An 18,658-nucleotide genomic window follows, 5' to 3' on the forward strand; every position below is an offset into this window, starting at 1 on the left:
ATGCAAGGTATTCTCTACGAAGAAGCCTCGATCTGGCAGTTCCTGTTCGTCACCTGCCTGCTCGGCGGCTGGGCGGCATGGATGACCGGCAAGGCGGCGGCGCAGACCTGGAGCAGCCACGTTCAGCTGTTCTTCTACATGCTCGGTCTCGGTATCGGCATCCGGTTCATCCATCACGCGCTGTTCGGCGGCACGATGTTCTCGCTGCATTACTATATCGTCGACACCATCGTGCTGATGATCTTGGGCTTTCTCGGCTATCAATACACGCGTACCAACCAAATGGTCACACAGTATAACTGGCTCTATGAAAGAGCTTCCTTATTAAGCTGGAAGCCGAAAGGTTGACGTTCACCATTACGCCGCTTCGGGGACGAATCGGCGTGACAAGTGCCTGAAAATCGGCATTCTATGCTTTCTGCGATAAGGGTGGGCATCGCATGAAAGTATCATCCACGCCCACTCCGTAAATGGGAGCGTTTCAATGAAAAAATCACTCTTGTCCGCCGTTGCGCTGACCGCGTTCATCGCGTTCAGCGGCAGCGCGTGGGCCGATATCCTGATCGGCGTCGCCGGTCCGATCACCGGCCCGAACGCGGCCTTCGGCGCACAGCTGCAGAAGGGCGCGGAACAGGCTGTCGCCGACATCAACGCGGCGGGCGGCGTCAATGGCCAGCAGCTCAAGCTCGAGATCGGCGACGACGTCTCCGACCCCAAGCAGGGCATCTCGGTCGCCAACAAGTTCGTCGCCGACGGCGTCAAGTTCGTCGACGGCCACTTCAATTCGGGCGTGACCATCCCGGCGTCGGAAGTCTATGCCGAGAACGGCATACTCGTCATGACCCCGGCCGCGACCAATCCGAAGCTCACCGAGCGCGGCCTGTGGAACACCTTCCGTACCTGCGGTCGCGACGACCAGCAGGGCAAGGTGGCGGGCGACTACATCGCCAAGAACTTCAAGGACGCCAAGATCGCCATCATCCACGACAAGACGCCTTACGGCCAGGGCCTCGCGGATGAGACCAAGAAGAACCTCAACGCCAACGGCATCACGGAAGTGCTGTATGAAGGCGTGAATGTCGGCGACAAGGACTTCTCGGCCCTCATCGCCAAGATGAAGGAAAGCGGCGTCACCCTGATCTACTGGGGCGGCCTGCACACGGAAGCCGGCCTGATCATCCGTCAGTCGGCCGACCAGGGCCTGAAGGCGCCGCTGTTCTCGGGCGACGGCATCGTTTCGAACGAGCTGGCCTCGATCGCGGGTGACGCGGTTGCCGGCACGCTCAACACCTTCGCTCCGGATCCGCGCAAGAACCCGGCCGCGAAGGAAGTGGTGGAGAAGTTCCGCGCCGCCGGCTTCGAGCCGGAAGCCTACACGCTCTACTCCTATGCCGCCGTGCAGATCATCTCGCAGGCCATCGCCAAGGCCGGCTCGGCCGACGATGCGCAGAAGGTTGCCGAGATCATCAAGTCCGGCGGTCCGTGGAAGACGGCTATCGGCGAGATCGGCTACGACTCCAAGGGCGACATCACCCGTCCCGACTACGTCATCTACGAATGGAAGAAGGGTGACGACGGCAAGTACAGCTACTTCGAGAAATAAGCCGGCAAATAGAAGCCGACTTGCAACGGATGCCCGGCGCTTGCGCCGGGCATTTTTTTGCGCGGCCGCAGCCGGCCGGAAGCCTCGCCCGACGAGCTCGGAACGCGCCCTCGCTGCCCGCGACAGACCGGCGGAGGAGCAACAACGGCGCGCCTGCCGCAAACAAGCGAGTTAAACCGTTTTAGGTGTCGCGCAAAATTGTTTGCGCTGCAGCATTTTCACGTTAATCATTGCGCCGTTCACCTCCTTTACGCTGCTGGAGCCCAGTCCTTGGCCATCACGAAGATCCTCGTCGCCAACCGGTCCGAAATCGCCATCCGCGTGTTCCGCGCGGCCAATGAGCTCGGTCTCAAAACCGTGGCGATCTGGGCGGAGGAGGACAAATATTCGCTGCACCGCTTCAAGGCCGATGAAAGCTACCAGGTCGGGCGCGGGCCGCATCTCGCCAGGGACATGGGGCCGATCGAGAGCTACCTGTCGATCGAGGAGGTGATCCGGGTCGCCAGGCTGTCGGGCGCCGATGCCATCCATCCCGGTTACGGCCTGCTGTCGGAAAGCCCGGAATTCGCCGAGGCCTGCGCCGAAGCCGGCATCACCTTCATCGGCCCGAAGCCGGAAACGATGCGCCGGCTGGGCAACAAGGTCGCCGCGCGCAACCTGGCGATCGAGGTCGGCGTGCCGGTGGTGCCGGCAACCGAACCGCTGCCCGACGACATGGACGAGGTCAAGAAGCTCGCCGCGCAGATCGGCTATCCGGTCATGCTGAAGGCCTCATGGGGCGGCGGCGGCCGCGGCATGCGCGCCATCCGTGCCGAGGCAGACCTGGCGCGCGAGGTGATGGAAGGCAAGCGCGAGGCCAAGGCCGCCTTCGGCAAGGACGAGGTCTATCTCGAAAAGCTGATCGAGCGCGCCCGCCATGTCGAGGTCCAGGTGCTGGGCGACACCCACGGCAATGCGGTGCATCTGTTCGAGCGCGACTGCTCGATCCAGCGCCGCAACCAGAAAGTCGTTGAGCGCGCGCCGGCGCCTTACTTGAGCGAAGAACTGCGCCAGGAGCTTTGCGGTTATGCGCTCAAGATCGCGCGCGAGACCAGCTATATCGGCGCCGGCACGGTCGAGTTCCTGCAGGACGCCGACACCGGCAAGTTCTACTTCATCGAGGTCAATCCGCGCATCCAGGTCGAGCACACCGTCACCGAGCAGGTGACCGGCATCGACATCGTCAAGGCGCAGATCCATATCCTCGACGGCTTCGCCATCGGCACCAAGGAATCGGGCGTGCCGGCGCAGAAGGACATCAGGCTGAACGGCCACGCGCTGCAGTGCCGCATCACCACCGAGGATCCGGAGCACAATTTCATTCCGGACTATGGCCGCATCACCGCCTATCGCGAGGCGGCCGGCTTCGGCATACGGCTCGATGGCGGCACCGCCTATTCGGGCGCGGTCATCACCCGGTTCTACGATCCGCTGCTCGAAAAGGTGACGGCCTGGGCGCCGACGCCCGGCGAGGCGATTTCGCGCATGAACCGGGCGCTGCGCGAGTTCCGCATCCGGGGTGTGGCCACCAACCTCACCTTTCTCGAAGCGATCATCAACCACCCGCGCTTCGCCGACAATTCCTACACGACCAAGTTCATCGACACGACGCCCGAACTGTTCGAGCAGGTGAAGCGGCAGGACCGCGCCACCAAGCTGCTCACCTATCTGGCCGATGTCAGCGTCAACGGCCACCCCGAGACGCGCGGCCGGCCGGCGCCGAAGGCGAATGCGGCCGCACCCGTGGTGCCCTATCTCAACGGCCATATCCCGGAGGGCAGCAAGCAGAGGCTCGATGCGCTCGGCCCGGAGAAATTCGCGGCCTGGATGCGCGAGCAGCGCCAGGTGCTGGTCACTGACACGACGATGCGCGACGGCCACCAGTCGCTGCTCGCCACGCGCATGCGCACCTATGACATCGTCGGTATCGCTGGCACCTATGCGCGCGCCCTGCCGCAACTCTTGTCGCTGGAATGCTGGGGCGGCGCTACGTTCGACGTCGCCATGCGCTTCCTCACCGAGGACCCTTGGGAGCGGCTGAGCAAAGTGCGCGAGGCCGCGCCCAATCTGCTGCTGCAGATGCTCTTGCGCGGCGCCAACGGCGTCGGCTACACCAACTATCCCGACAATGTCGTGCAGCATTTCGTCAAACAGGCGGCAAGCGGCGGCGTCGACCTATTCCGCGTCTTCGACTGCCTGAACTGGGTCGAGAACATGCGGGTCGCCATGGACGCGGTCGGCGCCGAAGGCAAGCTGGTCGAAGCGGCGATATGCTACACCGGCGACATCCTCGATCCGGCGCGGGCGAAATACGACCTCAAATATTATGTCGGGTTGGCCAAGGAGCTGGAAGCGGCCGGCGCCCACATCATCGCCGTCAAGGACATGGCCGGGCTGCTCAAGCCGGCCGCGGCGCGCGTGCTGTTCAAGGCGCTGCGCGAGGCGACCGACCTGCCGATCCATTTCCACACGCACGACACGTCGGGCCTCTCGGCGGCGACGGTGCTGGCGGCGGTGGAGAGCGGCGCCGACGCCATCGACGCGGCGATGGATTCCTTCTCCGGCAACACCTCGCAGCCCTGCCTCGGCTCGATCGTCGAGGCGCTGAAGGGCACCGAGCGCGATCCCGGTCTCGACCCGCAATGGATCCGCCACATCTCCTTCTACTGGGAGGCGGTCCGCAACCAGTACGCGGCTTTCGAGAGCGATCTCAAGGGGCCCGCCTCGGAAGTCTATCTGCACGAGATGCCGGGCGGCCAATTCACCAACCTCAAGGAACAGGCGCGCTCGCTCGGGCTGGAGACACGCTGGCATGAGGTGGCGCAGGCCTATCACGACGTCAACCTGATGTTCGGCGACATCGTCAAGGTGACGCCGTCGTCCAAGGTGGTCGGCGACATGGCGCTGATGATGGTCAGCCAGGACCTCACCGTCGCCGATGTCGAGAACCCGGCCAAGGACATCGCCTTCCCGGATTCGGTCGTGTCGATGCTGCGCGGCGATCTCGGCCAGTCGCCCGGCGGCTGGCCGGCGGCGCTGCAGAAGAAGGCGCTGAAAGGCGAGAAGCCGATTACCGTTCGGCCCGGCTCGCTGCTGAAGCCCGCCGACCTCAAGGCCAGCCGCAAGGACATCGAGACCAAGCTCGAGCGCAAGCTCTCGGAGTACGAGTTCGCTTCCTGGCTGATGTATCCGAAGGTGTTCACCGACTTCGCCGCCGCGCAGGAGACCTACGGGCCGGTGAGCGTCCTGCCGACGCCGACCTATTTCTACGGCATGAAGTCGGAGGACGAGATCTTCCTCGACATCGAGAAGGGCAAGACCCTGGTGGTGCGCTGCCAGGCGTTCGGCGATGTCGACGACAAGGGCATGGTCACCGTCTTCTTCGAGCTCAACGGCCAGCCGCGCCGCGTCAAGGTGCCGGACAGGGCGCATGGCGCTTCCGCCGCCAAGGCGCGCCGCAAGGCCGAGCCGGGCAATGAGGGGCATGTCGGCGCGCCGATGCCGGGCGTCGTGTCGGCGCTTGCCGTCGCGCCTGGACAGGCGGTCAAGGCGGGCGACGTGCTGCTGTCGATCGAAGCCATGAAGATGGAGACCGCGCTGCACGCCGAACGCGACGGCGAGATCGCCGAGGTGCTGGTCAAGGCCGGCGACCAGATCGATGCGAAGGATCTGTTGATCGCATTTAAATGACGATCGGCTCGCGATCCCTTATGGGCGGCTGACAGCAGCCGTCCACAGGCACTCGACAAGTGTCTTGACCCGCAGCGTCCGCTCGGGCATCGAACCCGCTCCAATTCGCCGCCAGAGTCGCGGCATGTAAGACGCGGAGAGAAAAATGGCCGACGAAATCACCGAGACCAGCCAGACTGTAGCCGCCGGCCAGCTGCGCACCATCATCGAGCGCATCGAGCGGCTCGAGGAAGAGAAGAAGACGATCTCCGACGACATCAAGGATGTCTATGCCGAGGCCAAGGGCACCGGCTTCGACACCAAGGCGATCCGCACCATCGTGCGGCTGCGCAAGAAGGACCAGGCGGAGCGGCAGGAAGAGGAGTCCATCCTCGACCTCTACAAGGCCGCTCTCGGCATGGTCTGAGTCTCATGGCCGGCAGCCGGTCATGACCGAATTCGACTTCGGCGGCCGTCGCGCCTCGGAGTTCCGCCATAGCGGCTTCTGGGCCCTGTTCGCCGAGCGGCATCCGCAAGAAAGAGCCACGCTTGCAAGGCGCGGGCCGTGGTTCTGGCAGCGCGGGCTGCCGGATTTCGCCCTGGTGCTTTCGATGTATGTCGCGCCGGCGCAGAACCATGTCGGCGTCTTCTTCGGACGCAATGAGAAGTTCGGCGCAACGGACTCATGGTCGCGGCTGAAGCCGTTCCAGCCGGCCATCGAGGCGATGCTGAAGCTCAAGCCCGAGCAGAGCTCGCAAGGTCTCGGCATCAACTCGCTATGGCACGTGAACTGCTATGCCGAGGACAACTGGCCGGCCATGACCGACTGGCTGGTGACAGAGTGCTCGCGCTTCGAAGAAGCCGTGACCGATGTCCTGGGGCGGAGATAGGTCGCCGGGATGACGGATTTTTTCCGCGCGCGCTGGAGGGGTGAAGCGCCGCTCGACCGGCTGTTCTGGCGCGACATGCTGCTCGTCGCGACGATCCTGAGTATCGCCTCATCGGCGCTTGCGCTGATCCTGCTTGGATTGAAGCTGCCGCTCTGGCTGGTGCTGGCGGTGCATTTCCTCCCCGTTACCTACAACATCTTCCTGACGGTCGCCGTCTGGCGAACGGCGGAGAAGAGCGGCGGCCTGAAGGCGCAACTGATGATGCTCGGCTCGGCGCTCTGGCTGATCGCGACGGCAGTCGCCTGAGCCGCATCACATCTTTCCTGGGATTGCTCCATACGAAAAAGGGCGGCCGAAGCCGCCCTTTGCGCAGTCATTTTAGAGCGATCAAGCCGATGGCTCGAAGCGCAGCGCCACGCCGTTGATGCAATAGCGCAGCCCGGTCGGCGGCGGGCCATCCTCGAAGACATGGCCGAGATGGCTGCCGCAGCGCGAGCAATGGCACTCGGTGCGGACCATGCCGTAGCTGCGGTCGACGGTGGTCTCGATCGAGCCCGGGACTGGATCGTTGAAGCTCGGCCAGCCGGTGCCGCTCTCGAATTTCAGCTTGGATTCGAACAACGGCTGGTCGCAGCCGACGCAATAGAAAGTGCCGGCGCGCTTCTCATAGAGCAGGGCGCAGCTGCCGGGGCGCTCGGTGCCGTGGTTGCGCATGACGGCATACTGCTCCGGCGTCAGCCGGGCGCGCCACTCGGCATCGGTGCGGGTGACGGGATAGGCGTGGGTGTCCATGGAATCTCCTCGGCCTTGGCGGCTCGTTGTTGCTTGCAACGGGTATTCGTCGGAACATAGGCGTTTGTTACAAGTGCCGCCAGTGAAAGCGGGCTAGTGCTTGCGCGACAACTGCCTGGTCGCAGCTTCCAGGCCGGCCAGCGTCAGCGGGAACATGCGGCCGCCGAAGATCTCGCTGATCATGGCGATCGAGTGCGTATACCGCCAGTTCTTCTCGGCTTCCGGGTTCAGCCAGATCGCGTTCGGCCATTGCTGCAACAGGCGCGCCAGCCACACGCTGCCGGCCTCCGGGTTCCAGTGCTCGACCGAGCCGCCCGGATGCGCGATCTCGTAAGGGCTCATCGAGGCGTCGCCGACGACGATTACCTTATAATCAGGCCCATATTTGTGGATCAGGTCGAAGGTCGGGATCGTCTCGGCAAGCCGGCGGCGATTGTCCTTCCAGACGCGCTCGTAGAGACAGTTGTGGAAGTAGAAATATTCGAGCTGGCGGAATTCGGCGCGGGCGGCCGAGAACAGTTCCTCGACGCCGCGTATATGGTCGTCCATCGAGCCGCCGACATCGAAGAACATCAAAAGCTTCACGGCATTACGCCGCTCGGGCCTGGTCTTGACGTCGAGATAACCGTGCTCGGCGGTGGCGTGGATGGTGCCGGGCAGGTCGAACTCTTCCTCGGCACCCTCGCGCACCCAGCGGCGCAGCCGCTTCAGCGCCACCTTGATGTTGCGGGTGCCGAGCTCGACGGTGTCGTCGAAATTCCTGAACTCGCGCTTGTCCCAGACTTTCACCGCGCGGCGATGCCGGCTCTCATGCTGGCCGATGCGCACGCCTTCCGGATTGTAGCCATAGGCGCCGAAGGGCGAGGTGCCGCCGGTGCCGATCCATTTCGAGCCGCCCTGGTGCCGGCCTTTTTGCTCCTCGAGCCGCTGCTTCAAGGTTTCCATCAGCCTGTCGAAGCCGCCCAGTGCCTCGACCAGCTTTTTCTCCTCCTCGGTCAGGTGCTTTTCGGCCAGCCGGCGCAGCCATTCCTCGGGGATGTTGGCGACATCGACAGCATCAGGACCGCCAAGCGCCTCGACGCCCTTGAAGACATGCGCGAAGACCTGGTCGAAGCGGTCGATATGGCGCTCGTCCTTCACCAGGGCGGCGCGGGCGAGATAATAAAAAGCCTCGACGTCATAATCGACCAGCCCGGCTTCCAGCCCTCCCAGCAGCGACAGATATTCCCTGAGCGAAACGGGAACCCGCGCGGCCTTCAGTTCTAGGAAGAAGGGGATGAACATCAGCCCTTTATAGCAGATCGTACTCGATGAAGCCCGTGCGGCGCGCGACATGATCATAGAGCCGGCGCGCCGTGGCGTTGGTCTCGTGCGTCATCCAGTAGACGTTCTTCACGCCGATCTTGCCGGCCTCGTCCTGCACCGCTTGGATCAGCGCGGCGCCCACGCCTTTGCCGCGCACCTCCGGGTCGGCGAACAGGTCCTGCAAATAGCAGTTGTTGACCAGCGACCAGCAGGAGCGGTGGTACAGATAGTGGGTGAGGCCGACGGCCTTACCATTGAGCGTGGCTATGAAACCCTTGGGCTCGAACTCGCCTGCCGTGAACAGCCGCTTCCAGGTGAGATCATAGACCTCTTCCGGGAGCTTCGTCTCGTAGAAGGTCAGATAGTCGGTCCAAAGCCGGCGCCATTCGGCGTGATCGGACTGCGCGAGCGGGCGGATGGTGATCTCGGACATTTCTTCCTCCAATATTTTGACCCGAAGCTGCGGGAGCGGCCGCCTGCCGGCAACGGTCCACGGACGGGGAAAGCGCTATTGCTGGCGGCTTACTGCTGCCGTCTGGCCATAAACGCGAGCCGCTCGAAAAGGTGCACGTCCTGCTCGTTCTTGAGCAGCGCGCCGTGCAATTTCGGCAGCATGTTCTTTGGGTCGGCGCGCAGGTCCTCGGGCGCTATGTCGTCGGCGACCAGCAGGCGGATCCAGTCGAGCGCTTCGGAGGTCGAGGGCTTCTTCTTCAGGCCCGGCACCTCGCGGATCTCGTAGAACTGGGTGAGCGCCGCGCGCACCAGGTTCTGCTTGATGCCGGGGTAATGCACTTCGACGATGCGATGCAGCGTGTCGATGTCGGGGAAGCGGATATAGTGGAAGAAGCAGCGGCGCAGGAAGGCGTCGGGCAGTTCCTTCTCATTGTTCGAGGTGATGACGACGATGGGCCGGAACTCGGCGCGGATCGTTTCGCCGGTCTCGTAGACGAAGAACTCCATCCGGTCGAGCTCCTGCAGGAGGTCGTTGGGGAATTCGATGTCGGCCTTGTCGATCTCGTCGATCAAAAGCACGACCTTCTTTTGCGCCGCGAAGGCGTCCCATAGCTTGCCGCGCTTGATGTAGTTGGCGATGTCGTTGAAGCGCTCGTCGCCGAGCTGGCTGTCGCGCAGCCGTGACACGGCGTCATATTCATAAAGGCCTTGCTGCGCCTTGGTGGTCGACTTGACGTTCCATTCGATAAACTCGAGCCCAAGCGCCGACGCCACCTGGCGGGCGAGCTCGGTCTTGCCGGTGCCGGGCTCGCCCTTGACCAGCAAGGGCCGTTCCAGCGCGATCGCGGCGTTGACCGCGACCATCAGATCCTTGTCGGCGACGTAAGCCGCGGTGCCTTCGAAACGCATTTTTTCTCCTGGCGATTTGCGGCGACCGTAAGGAGCCACGCGCATGCGCGCAAGCTTCGAAGCCAAAGTGGCCCGCCTTGGCGATAGCCGACCAAGCAAATAACGCTCAAACGCCCATCCGTTTCTCTGGCGCTCGGCCACCCACCGGCCTATATTTGCTCTCGGCGGTCTGCGCTTCCCGGCAGGAGAAACTTATCCCCGGGGCCTTATCGATCCTTAGGGAGCTGTCCCTGGGAAGACCCGTGGGTTTTCTCACACGGCGCCCACCTACTTTGTAGGCACCCGGGATCGACCTCTCCACCGGTTGTGTGGATCGTCACTCTCCCGATTTCGGGAGACATGCGCTAGAAAACGTCGTTCCTAAGACTCCATACAATCCCGGCCCTTTCTAGCGTCTGAGCATGACCTCACCGAAAGACCTGAAGAAACAGCTTCGCAAGGAAGCGCTGGCGCGCCGCGATGCGCTGGACGAATTCTGGCGCGTCGAGATTGCGCTCGAAATGGCCGAGACGGCGAAGGAGGAAATCGACTTCGAGCCTGGCCGCATCGTCTCCGGCTTCTGGCCGATGCGCTCGGAGGTCGATGTGCGGCCGCTGATGTTCGCGCTGCGCGAGAAGGGCGCCAGGCTCTGCCTGCCGGCGATCCTCGACAAGACCACGATCGTCTTTCGCGAGCTGGTGCGCGGCGCGCCGATGGTCGAGATGGGCTTCGGCACGGTCGGGCCGCATGAAGAGGCGGAAGTGCTCGACCCGACGCTGATGCTGGTGCCGCTCGCTGCCTTCGATGCCCGCGGCCACCGCATCGGCTACGGCGCCGGCTATTACGACCGCGCCATCGCCAGGCTGGCCGAAAAGGGCATCACGCCCAGGCTGATCGGCATCGCCTTCGACTGCCAGGAAGTCGAGCGGGTGCCGGAAGAGAACCATGACGTCATCATTCCGGAAATACTGACCGAGAGCGGGTTGCGCCGGTTCGATGTCGCTTAAAGCGCGTCGCGATCCTTCGGATTCGCTCCATGCGCCTTAGGTCTTTGATTTTACGCATGTCTTTATCCCGAAACCGGTTCCCACTTTCGGGAGACATGCTTTAAACTATCGCGATCCGCTTAACGCGTTTCAAAGAACCGTCGGGTGATATTCCTGCGCTATAGTCCGAACCGACCGGGGTCGTGGTGTTTATCTTCGCACGTTACTTGCTGATGCCTTTCGCCCTGATCGCCGCAGTGCTGTTCGCGATGGGGGCGCACATCATCGGCACAAGCTTGCATCACCAGGCCGCCTGGCAACGCACCGTCGCCACCGTCACGGATGTCAGCCCCTACAGCGTAACGCGGGCGAACGGTCTCACCACGGACGGCATCAATGTCGTCGTCAGCTATGTTGCCAATGACGCGCCGATGACATGGTCCGGCAAGGACAAGGACATCGGTCTCTACAAGGCGGCCAGGGGCGACAGGATAGAGTTTTACTACGACCCTGCCGATCCATCGAGCCTCGACACGGCCGCGATGAAGGGCTGGCGCGGCGGGCTGCTGCTGCTCGCCGTCACCGGTGGGTTTACCTTGTTCTACATCTGGTTCTTCTGGTTGCGAGGGCGCCATGCCACGGCTTGACGTTGGCGTTCGTCTGGCGAATACTACTGAAATCCAGTAGGCCGCAATGCTTGAGTTCGAGTGGGATGACGACAAAGCAGCGAGCAATCTTGCCAAGCACGGTGTGGCATTTGCGGATGCCAAGCGCCTGTTCGACGACATCCATGCCCAGCATTATTCGGATCGCTCCATGGACTACGAAGAGGAGCGCTTCATCGGCATCGGTATCGTCAATGGATTGGTGCTGACAGTGGTTTACACCGAGCGCGGCGACCGAATAAGACTGATCTCCGCCAGAAAGGCGACGCGCCATGAGCAGAAAGCATATGACCAAGCACGCCGGGACTGAATCCGATTGGGATCGTCTGCGCGCCATGAGCGACGCGGAGGCGGAGGCTGGCGCTTTGGCGGACAAGGACAATCCTCCGCTCGACACGGATCGTCAGGGAGTGGCATCTGTCGCGCGTGTCAAAGTGATCCGTCGGGCTTTGCATCTTACCCAGGAGGAATTTTCCACCCGCTATCGCATTCCGCTCGGCACGCTTAGAGACTGGGAGCAGGGCAGGACCGAGCCGGACCAGGCGGCACAGGCCTATTTGCAGGTCATCGCCAAGGAGCCGGAAACGGTGTCGCGGGCGCTCGGTACGCGTAGCGCCGCATGAGACTCCTCTTCCTTGGCGACATGGTTGGCAAAACGGGGCGCACGGCAGTCTGGGAACAGCTGCCGGGGCTGATTTCCGACTTCAGGCTGGACTTCGTCATCGTCAATGGCGAGAACGCCGCCGGCGGCTTCGGCATCACCGAGGAGATCTTTCGCGAGACGCTCGCTGCCGGCGCGGATGTCGTCACCACCGGCAACCATGTCTGGGACCAGCGCGACGCGCTGATCTTCGCGCCGCGCGAGGAGCGTTTCCTGCGGCCCTCCAATTTTCCCAAGGGCACGCCAGGGCGCGGCTCTGGCGTCTACATCGCCCGCAACGGCGCCCGCGTGCTGGTCGCCAACATCATGGGCCGCGTCTTCATGCACCCGGAACTGGACGATCCGTTCCAGGCCGGCGAGCGGGAGTTGGCCGCCTGTCCGCTCGGCGAGCAGGCCGATGCGGCGATCGTCGATTTCCATGCCGAGGCGACCTCGGAGAAGATGTGCTTCGCGCATTTTGTCGACGGCCGCGCCAGCCTGGTGGTCGGAACGCATACGCATCAGCCGACCGCTGATCATCAGATCCTCAACGGTGGCACCGCCTATATCTCGGACGCCGGCATGTGCGGCGACTACGATTCCTCGCTGGGCATGGACAAGGAAGAGCCGCTCAATCGGTTTCTTTCCAAGGTGCCGAAAGGCCGCTTCGAAGCGGCGACCGGAGCGGCGACTCTCTGCGGCGTCGGCGTCGATATTTCCGACCGCACCGGGCTAGCGGAAAGGATCGCGCCGTTTCGTCGCGGGCCTCGGCTGGAAGAAACGGCGCCGTCTTTCTGGTCGTGACATTGATATAGGCGAGGTCAGTGCCTAACTGGCGACGAAACTGCTCTAGATCGTAGAGGGACGACCTCCATGCAGCTTGTCGAATTCCTGGCGCCGCACTTTGCTTTTGTTTCCGACCCGACCGCCTGGGTTGCGCTTTTGACACTTGTGGTGCTCGAGATCGTGCTCGGCATCGACAATCTGATCTTCATCTCGATCCTGACCAACAAGCTGCCGGAAGCGCAGCGCGCCCGCGCCCGCCGGCTGGGCATCTCGGCGGCGCTGGTCATGCGCCTCATCCTGCTCGCCACGATCTCGATCATCGTGCAACTGACGACGCCGGTGTTCACCGCGTTCGGCCACGGCTTTTCCTGGCGCGACCTGATCCTGATCGCCGGCGGCCTGTTCCTGGTCTGGAAGGCGACCAAGGAAATCCATCACACGGTCGACCCGCAGGATCATCAGGACACGATGGTGGGTACGCTGCAGCTGAGCCTTGCCGGCGCCATCTTCCAAATCCTGCTGCTCGACCTCGTCTTCTCGATCGATTCCATCATCACCGCCGTCGGCATGACCGACGAGATCGCCATCATGTATATCGCTGTGATCGTGGCGGTGAGCGTCATGATGCTGGCGGCGACGCCGCTCGCCAATTTCATCGCCAGGAACCCCTCCATCGTCATGCTGGCGCTGGGCTTCCTGCTGATGATCGGCATGACGCTGATCGCCGACGGCATGGGCTATCACGTGCCCAAGGGCTACATCTACGCGGCGATGGGCTTTTCGGCGCTGGTCGAGGGCCTCAACATGCTGGCGCGGAATCGCAAGAAGCAGGGGTCTGGCGGCGGGCATTGATGGCGGCAACGAGGGCGGCAGCGTGCGGCTGTCGCTCCCGCCGCAGGATCATTTGCTTTCCGACGTCGGCAGTTCACCGCGCATTTCGCTGGGGTAGAACCCTTCACGCAGATTGATGCCGTACTCGACGTAAGCTTTCATGCAAGACAGCATCTGCGACCAGCCCTCGCAATTGCCGTAGGATGATTTGCGGCCGGCCTCGTCCTCGCGCCATCCGCTTTCGGCAATGGTGACGAAGGTGCCGCCGTCATCCAGGGCTTCGAAGCTCATTGCGATCGTGGTCTTGTAAGCCGGTACAACGCCGGGGCCGCTGCCGTCCCAGCGCAGCACGATGCGCTCGTTGGGCACCACTTCGTCGACCTCCACCGGCACGGACTTCCACCAGGTGACGGTGGTGCCCGCCACAAGCGGAGCCGAGGCGCCGCCGATGGTGGTGAAGTAGCCGCTGAGCTTCGTCGGGTTGACGACGGCGTCGAAGACCTCGGCGACCGGTTTGCCGATGCGTCCGGAAATCCTGAATCCAAGGGACATATCCACAGCTCCTTCCTTGCCTGTTCTAACGATATGTTATAGAAATATAACATGTCAAGCCAAACCGGGGACGACCATGTTTTCAAGGCCTTGGCGCATCCGCGCCGGCGCGAATTGCTGGATCGCCTGAAGGAGCAGCCGCAGACCACCGGCGCGCTTTGCGAGGCTTTCCCGGACATGGACCGCTGCACGGTGATGATGCATCTGAAAGTGCTGGAGGAGGCCGATCTGGTGGTTGCGAGGCGCGAGGGACGCGAGCGCTGGAACCATCTCAATGCCTTGCCGATCAAGCAGATCCACGATCGCTGGATCAGCCAGTATGCCGGCCACGCGATCAGCATTCTCGACCGGTTGAAATCCGATCTCGAGAGCTGAGCGGCCTCTCCGGCGCCGGAGTTACGGCGCGTCTGGACGAATTGAGCCGATTTATCTATAAGCCGGCCATTCCGACAGAGAGCGCCGTGTGCCTTCGCAGGCATGCCTGGAGCGTTCTGAAAATTTGAATTCGAGCAATTTGCGGATGGCGAGGTGATCTCATTTCGCTCCGCGGTGCTCTAGCCGAACACGACAGGGGTGCCATGGCTGGCCATTCGCAATTTAAGAACATCATGCACCGCAAGGGCCGTCAGGACGCGGTGCGGTCGAAAATGTTTTCCAAGCTGGCGCGCGAAATCACCGTCGCGGCCAAGACCGGCACGCCGGACCCGGCGATGAACCCGAGGCTTCGCCTTGCGGTGCAGAACGCCAAGGCCGTGTCGATGCCGAAGGACAACATCCAGCGCGCCATCAACAAGGCTTCCGCGGGCGACGGCGAGAACTACGAAGCCGTGCGCTACGAGGGCTATGGCCCGGGCGGCGTGGCGTTGATCGTCGAGGCGCTGACCGACAACCGCAACCGCTCCGCATCCAATGTGCGCGCCGCCTTCACCAAGGCCGGCGGGGCGCTCGGCGAGACAGGCTCGGTGTCCTTCATGTGGAACCGCGTCGGCGAAATCTACTACCCGGCTTCGGCCGGCAGCGGCGACAAGGTGATGGAAGCCGCGATCGAAGCCGGCGCCGACGACGTCGAGTCCGACGAGGAAGGCCACACCATCTATTGCAGCTTCGAAAATCTTGGCGAAGTGTCGAAGTCGCTTGAAGCGGCGCTCGGCGAGGCGGAATCGGTGAAGCCGATCTGGCAGCCGCAGAACAATGTCCCGGTCGACGAAGAGCGCGCTCAGTCGCTGATGAAGCTGGTCGCAACGCTCGAGGATGACGACGACGTGCAGAGCGTCTACGCCAATTTCGAGGTCGACGATGAGACGATGGCCAAGCTCAGCGCGGCCTGACCGGCAACGCGATCCGATATGAGCGAAGCTCAATCTCATATGAGCGACAAGCCGCTGCCCGTCATCCGCATCACCTACTGCACGCAATGCCAATGGCTGTTGCGTGCCGGCTGGATGGCGCAGGAGCTGCTGTCCACCTTCGGCACCGATCTCGGCGAGGTGACGCTGGTGCCGGGCACCGGCGGCATCTTCACCATTTCCTGCAACGATCAGCTGATCTGGGACCGTAAGCGCGACGGCGGTTTTCCGGACGCGGCGAAGCTGAAGCAGCTGGTTCGCGACGTCATCGATCCGGATCGGGATCTCGGCCACGCCGACCGCAAAACCCACAAGAAGACAGACCCTGCCTGAGGCGGGGTCTTTTGCATTGCGCCTGCGTATCTCAGACCAAAGCCATGATGAAGCAGGCCATCGACACGATGGCGGTGACGGTGCGGACGTGGTTCCACATCACCCATTGACTCAGATGGTTCGCCCAGACGGCGGCGCCGTTGGCGCTCTTCGGATCGACGGCGGCTAAAGCGTCGTTGAGCGGCACGTTGAAGACCATGGTCACGATCGGGTTGCCGACGAAATAGATCACCGCGCCGGCAAGCAGCCAGTATGAGCCGGACTGGCCCCAACCGAAGAGAACGGCGGCAATCAACACCAGGCAAATGACGCCTGTGCCGAACAGCGCCGTCATGAAGACCGGCGTGATCACCGTGACATTGATCGAATTCATCGCCGCTATGCCACTTGGGACGGGCAGCCGCGCGAGTGCCGCCATGACGAAATTGGAAAAGGCGAAGAACACGCCGCCGACCACGCCGGAGCCGATCGCGGCGATGAAGGTGAGGGTGGGAAGAAGTTTCATCATCTCAGTTGCTCCAGGTGCCGGTTCGTTTTGAAAATGTGATAAATCCTCACATTTGCAAAACGTGATAAACCCTCGTATTTTGCGAGTCAAGCTGGTTTTGGAAAATTGCCAAGAGGGAGCCATGGACGAAAAAGTCCCCGCCAAGCCGGATCAGGCCGCCATCGCGTCGCCGCGCCGGTCGCCGAGCCAGCAGCGCAGCCGGGAGCGGGTCGAGCGCATGCTTGCCGCCGCCTCGGCGCTAATCGCCGAGCAGGGCAGCGATGCCATGCGCATGGGCGAGGTGGCGGAGCGGGCAGGGGTGTCGATCGGCTCGCTCTACCAGTTCTTTCCGGACAAGCGGTCGATCGTCTGGGCGCTGGCCGAGCGCTACACCGCCGAAAGCCAGGCCTGCATCTCGGCGGCGCTGAAAGATGTCAGGGACGCCGAAGGGCTGAAGCAGGCGTTTTCAGAACTGGTCGACATCTATTACCAGCTGTTCCTGGCCGAGCCGGTGATACGCGACGTCTGGTCGGGCACGCAGGCGGACAAGGCCCTGCGCTCGCTAGAGCTCGCCGACAGCCGCGCCAATGCCGAATTTCTGGTCGCGGTGCTGAAGCGGCTGAGGCCCGATGCCGATCCGGTCGAACTGGAGACGACGGCCTTCCTCGTCTGGCAGATGGGCGAGGCGGCCGTGCGACTGGCGATCTCGGTCGACCGGGAAGAGGGCGACAGGCTGGTTGAGGCCTACAAGCGCATGGCGCTGCGGGAGTTGGTGGGGGAGTAGGAACGATTTCCGCAGCACCCCAAGGCTTGGACACCTCTCCCCACTTCGTCTAGGGGATGCACACATCTTTTGAGATGAATGACTCGCTTTTGATTAGCGGTCTTGTGTTGGGTGTGATTCCGTCTGCGATGCGTTGATGGAGATGCGTCGCGATGTCAGCCAATGAGATTGGATTAGGAGCGTTCGGCGACGAGCGCTTGCAAAAAGGGGGCCCAGTTGCTGGGGCTCATGGTGGATCGTCAGAGCGTTTGCGTTCGACGGCTTGCGGGAGGATCGCGGGGACGGATCATTGGTTTTGGCCGGTTCCTGGCGAACAAGCGTGTGACGACGCAGAGCCTGATCGAGGGCTGGGGGCAGACGAGTTCGCAGGCGTGTGCGGGCCGTCACGTGCTGGCGGTCCAGGACACCAGCGAGATCAACTTTACGACCACGGCTGAGCATCGGCGGGGTCTGGGCGAGATCGGCAAGGGCGGCAACGTCCGAGGCGCGCTGCTGCATGCCATGTTGGCGCTGGATGCGGGAACGGGCGGGGTGCTGGGGCTGGTATCGGGCCAGATCTGGACGCGCGATGGCCGGGTGGAGACGCCACACAGTCAACGGTTGTTGGCCGACAAGGAATCGCAGCGCTGGCTGGCCACGGCCGAAGCGGCCAAGGGCGTGCTGGCGCAGGCAGCGATAGTGACGGAGGTGAGCGACCGTGAGAGCGACATCTACGCCAAGTGGGAGCGCGTGCCCGGTGCGAATTTCCATATCCTGACCCGCGCCATGAGCGACCGCTTGATCGAGGGCGGCAAGCTTTCGACGGCAAAGCTGCAACCGGCTGGTGAGGCCGATGTGGAATTGCGGGCTCGTCCTGGTCGGCCGGCGCGCACGGCCCATCTGGTGACCCGCTTCGGGCAAGTCGCCCTCAAGCGCCCACAAAACTGCATCGAAAAGGGACTGGCCAAGACGGTGACGGTGAGCCTGGTGGAAGTGCTTGAGGTGGGTGCGCCGGCTGATGCCGAGCCAATCGTCTGGCGCTTGCTGACCACCCATAGCGTTCAAGACGCAGCCATGGCCTGGCAGGTGGTTGCCTGGTATCGGATGCGCTGGACCATCGAGCAGTTCTTCCGCACCCTGAAGCAGCAAGGCCTGCAACTGGAGGACAGTCAGTTGGAAACCGCCGAGCGGCTGATGAAGCTGACCGCCATCGCCGCGCGCGCCGCCTGCATCATCATGCAGCTTGTCCAGGCCCGCGATGGAACATCCGCACAGTCGGCCGAGATCGTCTTTACGCCCGCCGAAATCGACACCTTGCAGGCTCTGGTGCACGAGTTGGAGGGCAAGACTGAACTCCAGAAAAACCCTCACCCGCCCAAATCCCTGGCCTGGGCTGCATGGACCATCGCCAAACTCGGAGGATGGGATGGCTATCCCAAGTCCAAGCCGCCAGGCCCTATTACCTTCCGCCACGGCCTTCAGTACTTCCAATCCATCGCACGCGGTTGGAGCCTACGAGATGTGTGAATCTCCTAGCCCACGAGAGGGGCGAGGAACCTTGAACTTTCAAGCGCTGGCGCTGCCCCTCATCCGCCCTTCGGGCACCTTCTCCCCGTTGAACGGGGAGAAG

General features: G+C 62.9%; 23 protein-coding genes and 1 other RNA gene. 18 read left to right on the forward strand and 6 right to left on the reverse strand.

Annotated elements, in window-relative coordinates; all coding sequences use genetic code 11:
- The 6 genes from E5X34_RS24460 (at position 1) to E5X34_RS24485 (ending at position 6,507) form a co-directional block, all read left to right on the forward strand.
- A complete protein-coding gene (locus E5X34_RS24460) occupies positions 1-348 on the forward strand; it encodes a DUF6867 family protein (protein ID WP_292570008.1) in 348 nt (115 codons plus the stop codon).
- 136 nt (positions 349-484) lie between these two features.
- Positions 485-1,603, forward strand: coding sequence for a branched-chain amino acid ABC transporter substrate-binding protein (locus tag E5X34_RS24465; RefSeq protein WP_042645695.1), 1,119 nt, complete (start codon positions 485-487; stop codon positions 1,601-1,603).
- A gap of 270 nt (positions 1,604-1,873) precedes the next feature.
- Complete coding sequence (gene pyc, locus E5X34_RS24470) at positions 1,874-5,332, forward strand: pyruvate carboxylase (protein WP_292570011.1); 3,459 nt, start codon at positions 1,874-1,876, stop codon at positions 5,330-5,332.
- A gap of 145 nt (positions 5,333-5,477) precedes the next feature.
- Positions 5,478-5,738 carry a DUF2312 domain-containing protein gene (locus E5X34_RS24475; protein ID WP_040991643.1) on the forward strand — a complete coding sequence of 87 codons (261 nt, stop codon included), beginning with the start codon at positions 5,478-5,480 and terminating at the stop codon, positions 5,736-5,738.
- Positions 5,739-5,760: 22 nt separating this feature from the next.
- On the forward strand, positions 5,761-6,201 hold the full coding sequence (locus E5X34_RS24480) for a hypothetical protein (RefSeq protein ID WP_292570014.1): 441 nt from the start codon (positions 5,761-5,763) through the stop codon (positions 6,199-6,201).
- Between the two features lie 9 nt (positions 6,202-6,210).
- Entirely contained in the window at positions 6,211-6,507 is a 297-nt protein-coding gene (locus E5X34_RS24485) for a hypothetical protein (protein WP_292570017.1), read from the forward strand.
- Between the two features lie 81 nt (positions 6,508-6,588).
- Here the strand turns inward: E5X34_RS24485 and msrB are convergent, their stop codons facing one another.
- From msrB to E5X34_RS24505, 4 genes are all read right to left on the reverse strand, one after another.
- Positions 6,589-6,993 (reverse strand): peptide-methionine (R)-S-oxide reductase MsrB, encoded by a 405-nt coding sequence (msrB, locus tag E5X34_RS24490; RefSeq protein WP_292077224.1) that lies wholly within the window; start codon positions 6,991-6,993, stop codon positions 6,589-6,591.
- A gap of 93 nt (positions 6,994-7,086) precedes the next feature.
- Positions 7,087-8,277, reverse strand: a complete 1,191-nt coding sequence (locus E5X34_RS24495) for a VWA domain-containing protein (RefSeq protein WP_292570022.1) — start codon at positions 8,275-8,277, stop codon at positions 7,087-7,089.
- 7 nt (positions 8,278-8,284) lie between these two features.
- Positions 8,285-8,731: a GNAT family N-acetyltransferase gene (locus E5X34_RS24500; protein ID WP_292570025.1), complete on the reverse strand. Its 447-nt coding sequence runs from the start codon at positions 8,729-8,731 to the stop codon at positions 8,285-8,287.
- A gap of 89 nt (positions 8,732-8,820) precedes the next feature.
- Positions 8,821-9,660 (reverse strand): MoxR family ATPase, encoded by an 840-nt coding sequence (locus tag E5X34_RS24505; protein WP_292570028.1) that lies wholly within the window; start codon positions 9,658-9,660, stop codon positions 8,821-8,823.
- Positions 9,661-9,823: 163 nt separating this feature from the next.
- Here E5X34_RS24505 and ssrS point away from each other — a divergent pair.
- The 7 genes from ssrS to E5X34_RS24540 all read left to right on the forward strand — a co-directional run bounded on the left by ssrS (position 9,824) and on the right by E5X34_RS24540 (position 13,568).
- A non-coding RNA gene (gene ssrS / locus E5X34_RS24510) (6S RNA) lies at positions 9,824-9,979 on the forward strand.
- A gap of 82 nt (positions 9,980-10,061) precedes the next feature.
- Positions 10,062-10,646: a 5-formyltetrahydrofolate cyclo-ligase gene (locus E5X34_RS24515; protein ID WP_292570031.1), complete on the forward strand. Its 585-nt coding sequence runs from the start codon at positions 10,062-10,064 to the stop codon at positions 10,644-10,646.
- A gap of 185 nt (positions 10,647-10,831) precedes the next feature.
- Positions 10,832-11,272, forward strand: coding sequence for a DUF3592 domain-containing protein (locus E5X34_RS24520; protein WP_292570034.1), 441 nt, complete (start codon positions 10,832-10,834; stop codon positions 11,270-11,272).
- Positions 11,273-11,318: 46 nt separating this feature from the next.
- Positions 11,319-11,600 carry a BrnT family toxin gene (locus E5X34_RS24525; RefSeq protein ID WP_292515906.1) on the forward strand — a complete coding sequence of 94 codons (282 nt, stop codon included), beginning with the start codon at positions 11,319-11,321 and terminating at the stop codon, positions 11,598-11,600.
- The gene (locus tag E5X34_RS24530; RefSeq protein ID WP_292570038.1) at positions 11,578-11,913 is read left to right on the forward strand and encodes a helix-turn-helix domain-containing protein; all 336 of its coding nucleotides are present in this window, start codon (positions 11,578-11,580) and stop codon (positions 11,911-11,913) included. Before E5X34_RS24525 ends, E5X34_RS24530 begins: the two co-directional genes overlap by 23 nt.
- Positions 11,910-12,734 carry a YmdB family metallophosphoesterase gene (locus E5X34_RS24535; protein WP_292570041.1) on the forward strand — a complete coding sequence of 275 codons (825 nt, stop codon included), beginning with the start codon at positions 11,910-11,912 and terminating at the stop codon, positions 12,732-12,734. Before E5X34_RS24530 ends, E5X34_RS24535 begins: the two co-directional genes overlap by 4 nt.
- 69 nt (positions 12,735-12,803) lie before the next feature.
- Complete coding sequence (locus E5X34_RS24540; protein WP_127303065.1) at positions 12,804-13,568, forward strand: TerC family protein; 765 nt, start codon at positions 12,804-12,806, stop codon at positions 13,566-13,568.
- Between the two features lie 48 nt (positions 13,569-13,616).
- Here the strand turns inward: E5X34_RS24540 and E5X34_RS24545 are convergent, their stop codons facing one another.
- Entirely contained in the window at positions 13,617-14,099 is a 483-nt protein-coding gene (locus E5X34_RS24545; protein WP_292570045.1) for an SRPBCC domain-containing protein, read from the reverse strand.
- A 51-nt stretch (positions 14,100-14,150) separates the two neighbouring features.
- Here E5X34_RS24545 and E5X34_RS24550 point away from each other — a divergent pair, with 51 nt between their 5' ends.
- From E5X34_RS24550 to E5X34_RS24560, 3 genes are all read left to right on the forward strand, one after another.
- A complete protein-coding gene (locus tag E5X34_RS24550) occupies positions 14,151-14,474 on the forward strand; it encodes a metalloregulator ArsR/SmtB family transcription factor (protein WP_292570048.1) in 324 nt (107 codons plus the stop codon).
- A 203-nt stretch (positions 14,475-14,677) separates the two neighbouring features.
- Entirely contained in the window at positions 14,678-15,427 is a 750-nt protein-coding gene (locus E5X34_RS24555; protein ID WP_292570051.1) for a YebC/PmpR family DNA-binding transcriptional regulator, read from the forward strand.
- Positions 15,428-15,466: 39 nt separating this feature from the next.
- A complete protein-coding gene (locus E5X34_RS24560; RefSeq protein WP_292570071.1) occupies positions 15,467-15,778 on the forward strand; it encodes a SelT/SelW/SelH family protein in 312 nt (103 codons plus the stop codon).
- Positions 15,779-15,809: 31 nt separating this feature from the next.
- On the opposite strand, the gene E5X34_RS24565 is transcribed toward E5X34_RS24560, so the two are convergent.
- Complete coding sequence (locus E5X34_RS24565) at positions 15,810-16,286, reverse strand: DUF1772 domain-containing protein (RefSeq protein ID WP_292570054.1); 477 nt, start codon at positions 16,284-16,286, stop codon at positions 15,810-15,812.
- A 121-nt stretch (positions 16,287-16,407) separates the two neighbouring features.
- On the opposite strand from E5X34_RS24565, the gene E5X34_RS24570 reads away from it, so the two are divergent.
- Positions 16,408-17,049, forward strand: a complete 642-nt coding sequence (locus E5X34_RS24570) for a TetR/AcrR family transcriptional regulator (RefSeq protein WP_292570057.1) — start codon at positions 16,408-16,410, stop codon at positions 17,047-17,049.
- A 216-nt stretch (positions 17,050-17,265) separates the two neighbouring features.
- Positions 17,266-18,555 carry an IS4 family transposase gene (locus E5X34_RS24575; protein ID WP_292570060.1) on the forward strand — a complete coding sequence of 430 codons (1,290 nt, stop codon included), beginning with the start codon at positions 17,266-17,268 and terminating at the stop codon, positions 18,553-18,555.
- The last annotated feature ends 103 nt before the right edge of the window (positions 18,556-18,658 follow it).

The sequence above is a fragment of the Mesorhizobium sp. genome (assembly GCF_004963255.1).
Lineage (GTDB): Bacteria > Pseudomonadota > Alphaproteobacteria > Rhizobiales > Rhizobiaceae > Mesorhizobium.

Excerpts from the sequence above, each read along its gene's own strand:
- E5X34_RS24495 (WP_292570022.1), bottom strand. The coding sequence starts at position 8,277 with ATGTTCATCCCCTTCTTCCTAGAACTGAAGGCCGCGCGGGTTCCCGTT.
- E5X34_RS24465 (WP_042645695.1), top strand. The coding sequence starts at position 485 with ATGAAAAAATCACTCTTGTCCGCCGTTGCGCTGACCGCGTTCATCGCG.
- E5X34_RS24515 (WP_292570031.1), top strand. The coding sequence starts at position 10,062 with ATGACCTCACCGAAAGACCTGAAGAAACAGCTTCGCAAGGAAGCGCTG.
- E5X34_RS24535 (WP_292570041.1), top strand. The coding sequence starts at position 11,910 with ATGAGACTCCTCTTCCTTGGCGACATGGTTGGCAAAACGGGGCGCACG.
- E5X34_RS24550 (WP_292570048.1), top strand. The coding sequence starts at position 14,151 with ATGTCAAGCCAAACCGGGGACGACCATGTTTTCAAGGCCTTGGCGCAT.
- E5X34_RS24505 (WP_292570028.1), bottom strand. The coding sequence starts at position 9,660 with ATGCGTTTCGAAGGCACCGCGGCTTACGTCGCCGACAAGGATCTGATG.
- E5X34_RS24460 (WP_292570008.1), top strand. The coding sequence starts at position 1 with ATGCAAGGTATTCTCTACGAAGAAGCCTCGATCTGGCAGTTCCTGTTC.
- E5X34_RS24530 (WP_292570038.1), top strand. The coding sequence starts at position 11,578 with ATGACCAAGCACGCCGGGACTGAATCCGATTGGGATCGTCTGCGCGCC.
- E5X34_RS24560 (WP_292570071.1), top strand. The coding sequence starts at position 15,467 with ATGAGCGACAAGCCGCTGCCCGTCATCCGCATCACCTACTGCACGCAA.
- E5X34_RS24565 (WP_292570054.1), bottom strand. The coding sequence starts at position 16,286 with ATGATGAAACTTCTTCCCACCCTCACCTTCATCGCCGCGATCGGCTCC.
- E5X34_RS24485 (WP_292570017.1), top strand. The coding sequence starts at position 6,211 with ATGACGGATTTTTTCCGCGCGCGCTGGAGGGGTGAAGCGCCGCTCGAC.
- E5X34_RS24500 (WP_292570025.1), bottom strand. The coding sequence starts at position 8,731 with ATGTCCGAGATCACCATCCGCCCGCTCGCGCAGTCCGATCACGCCGAA.
- E5X34_RS24475 (WP_040991643.1), top strand. The coding sequence starts at position 5,478 with ATGGCCGACGAAATCACCGAGACCAGCCAGACTGTAGCCGCCGGCCAG.
- E5X34_RS24570 (WP_292570057.1), top strand. The coding sequence starts at position 16,408 with ATGGACGAAAAAGTCCCCGCCAAGCCGGATCAGGCCGCCATCGCGTCG.
- E5X34_RS24480 (WP_292570014.1), top strand. The coding sequence starts at position 5,761 with ATGACCGAATTCGACTTCGGCGGCCGTCGCGCCTCGGAGTTCCGCCAT.
- msrB (WP_292077224.1), bottom strand. The coding sequence starts at position 6,993 with ATGGACACCCACGCCTATCCCGTCACCCGCACCGATGCCGAGTGGCGC.
- E5X34_RS24545 (WP_292570045.1), bottom strand. The coding sequence starts at position 14,099 with ATGTCCCTTGGATTCAGGATTTCCGGACGCATCGGCAAACCGGTCGCC.
- E5X34_RS24525 (WP_292515906.1), top strand. The coding sequence starts at position 11,319 with ATGCTTGAGTTCGAGTGGGATGACGACAAAGCAGCGAGCAATCTTGCC.
- E5X34_RS24555 (WP_292570051.1), top strand. The coding sequence starts at position 14,678 with ATGGCTGGCCATTCGCAATTTAAGAACATCATGCACCGCAAGGGCCGT.
- E5X34_RS24540 (WP_127303065.1), top strand. The coding sequence starts at position 12,804 with ATGCAGCTTGTCGAATTCCTGGCGCCGCACTTTGCTTTTGTTTCCGAC.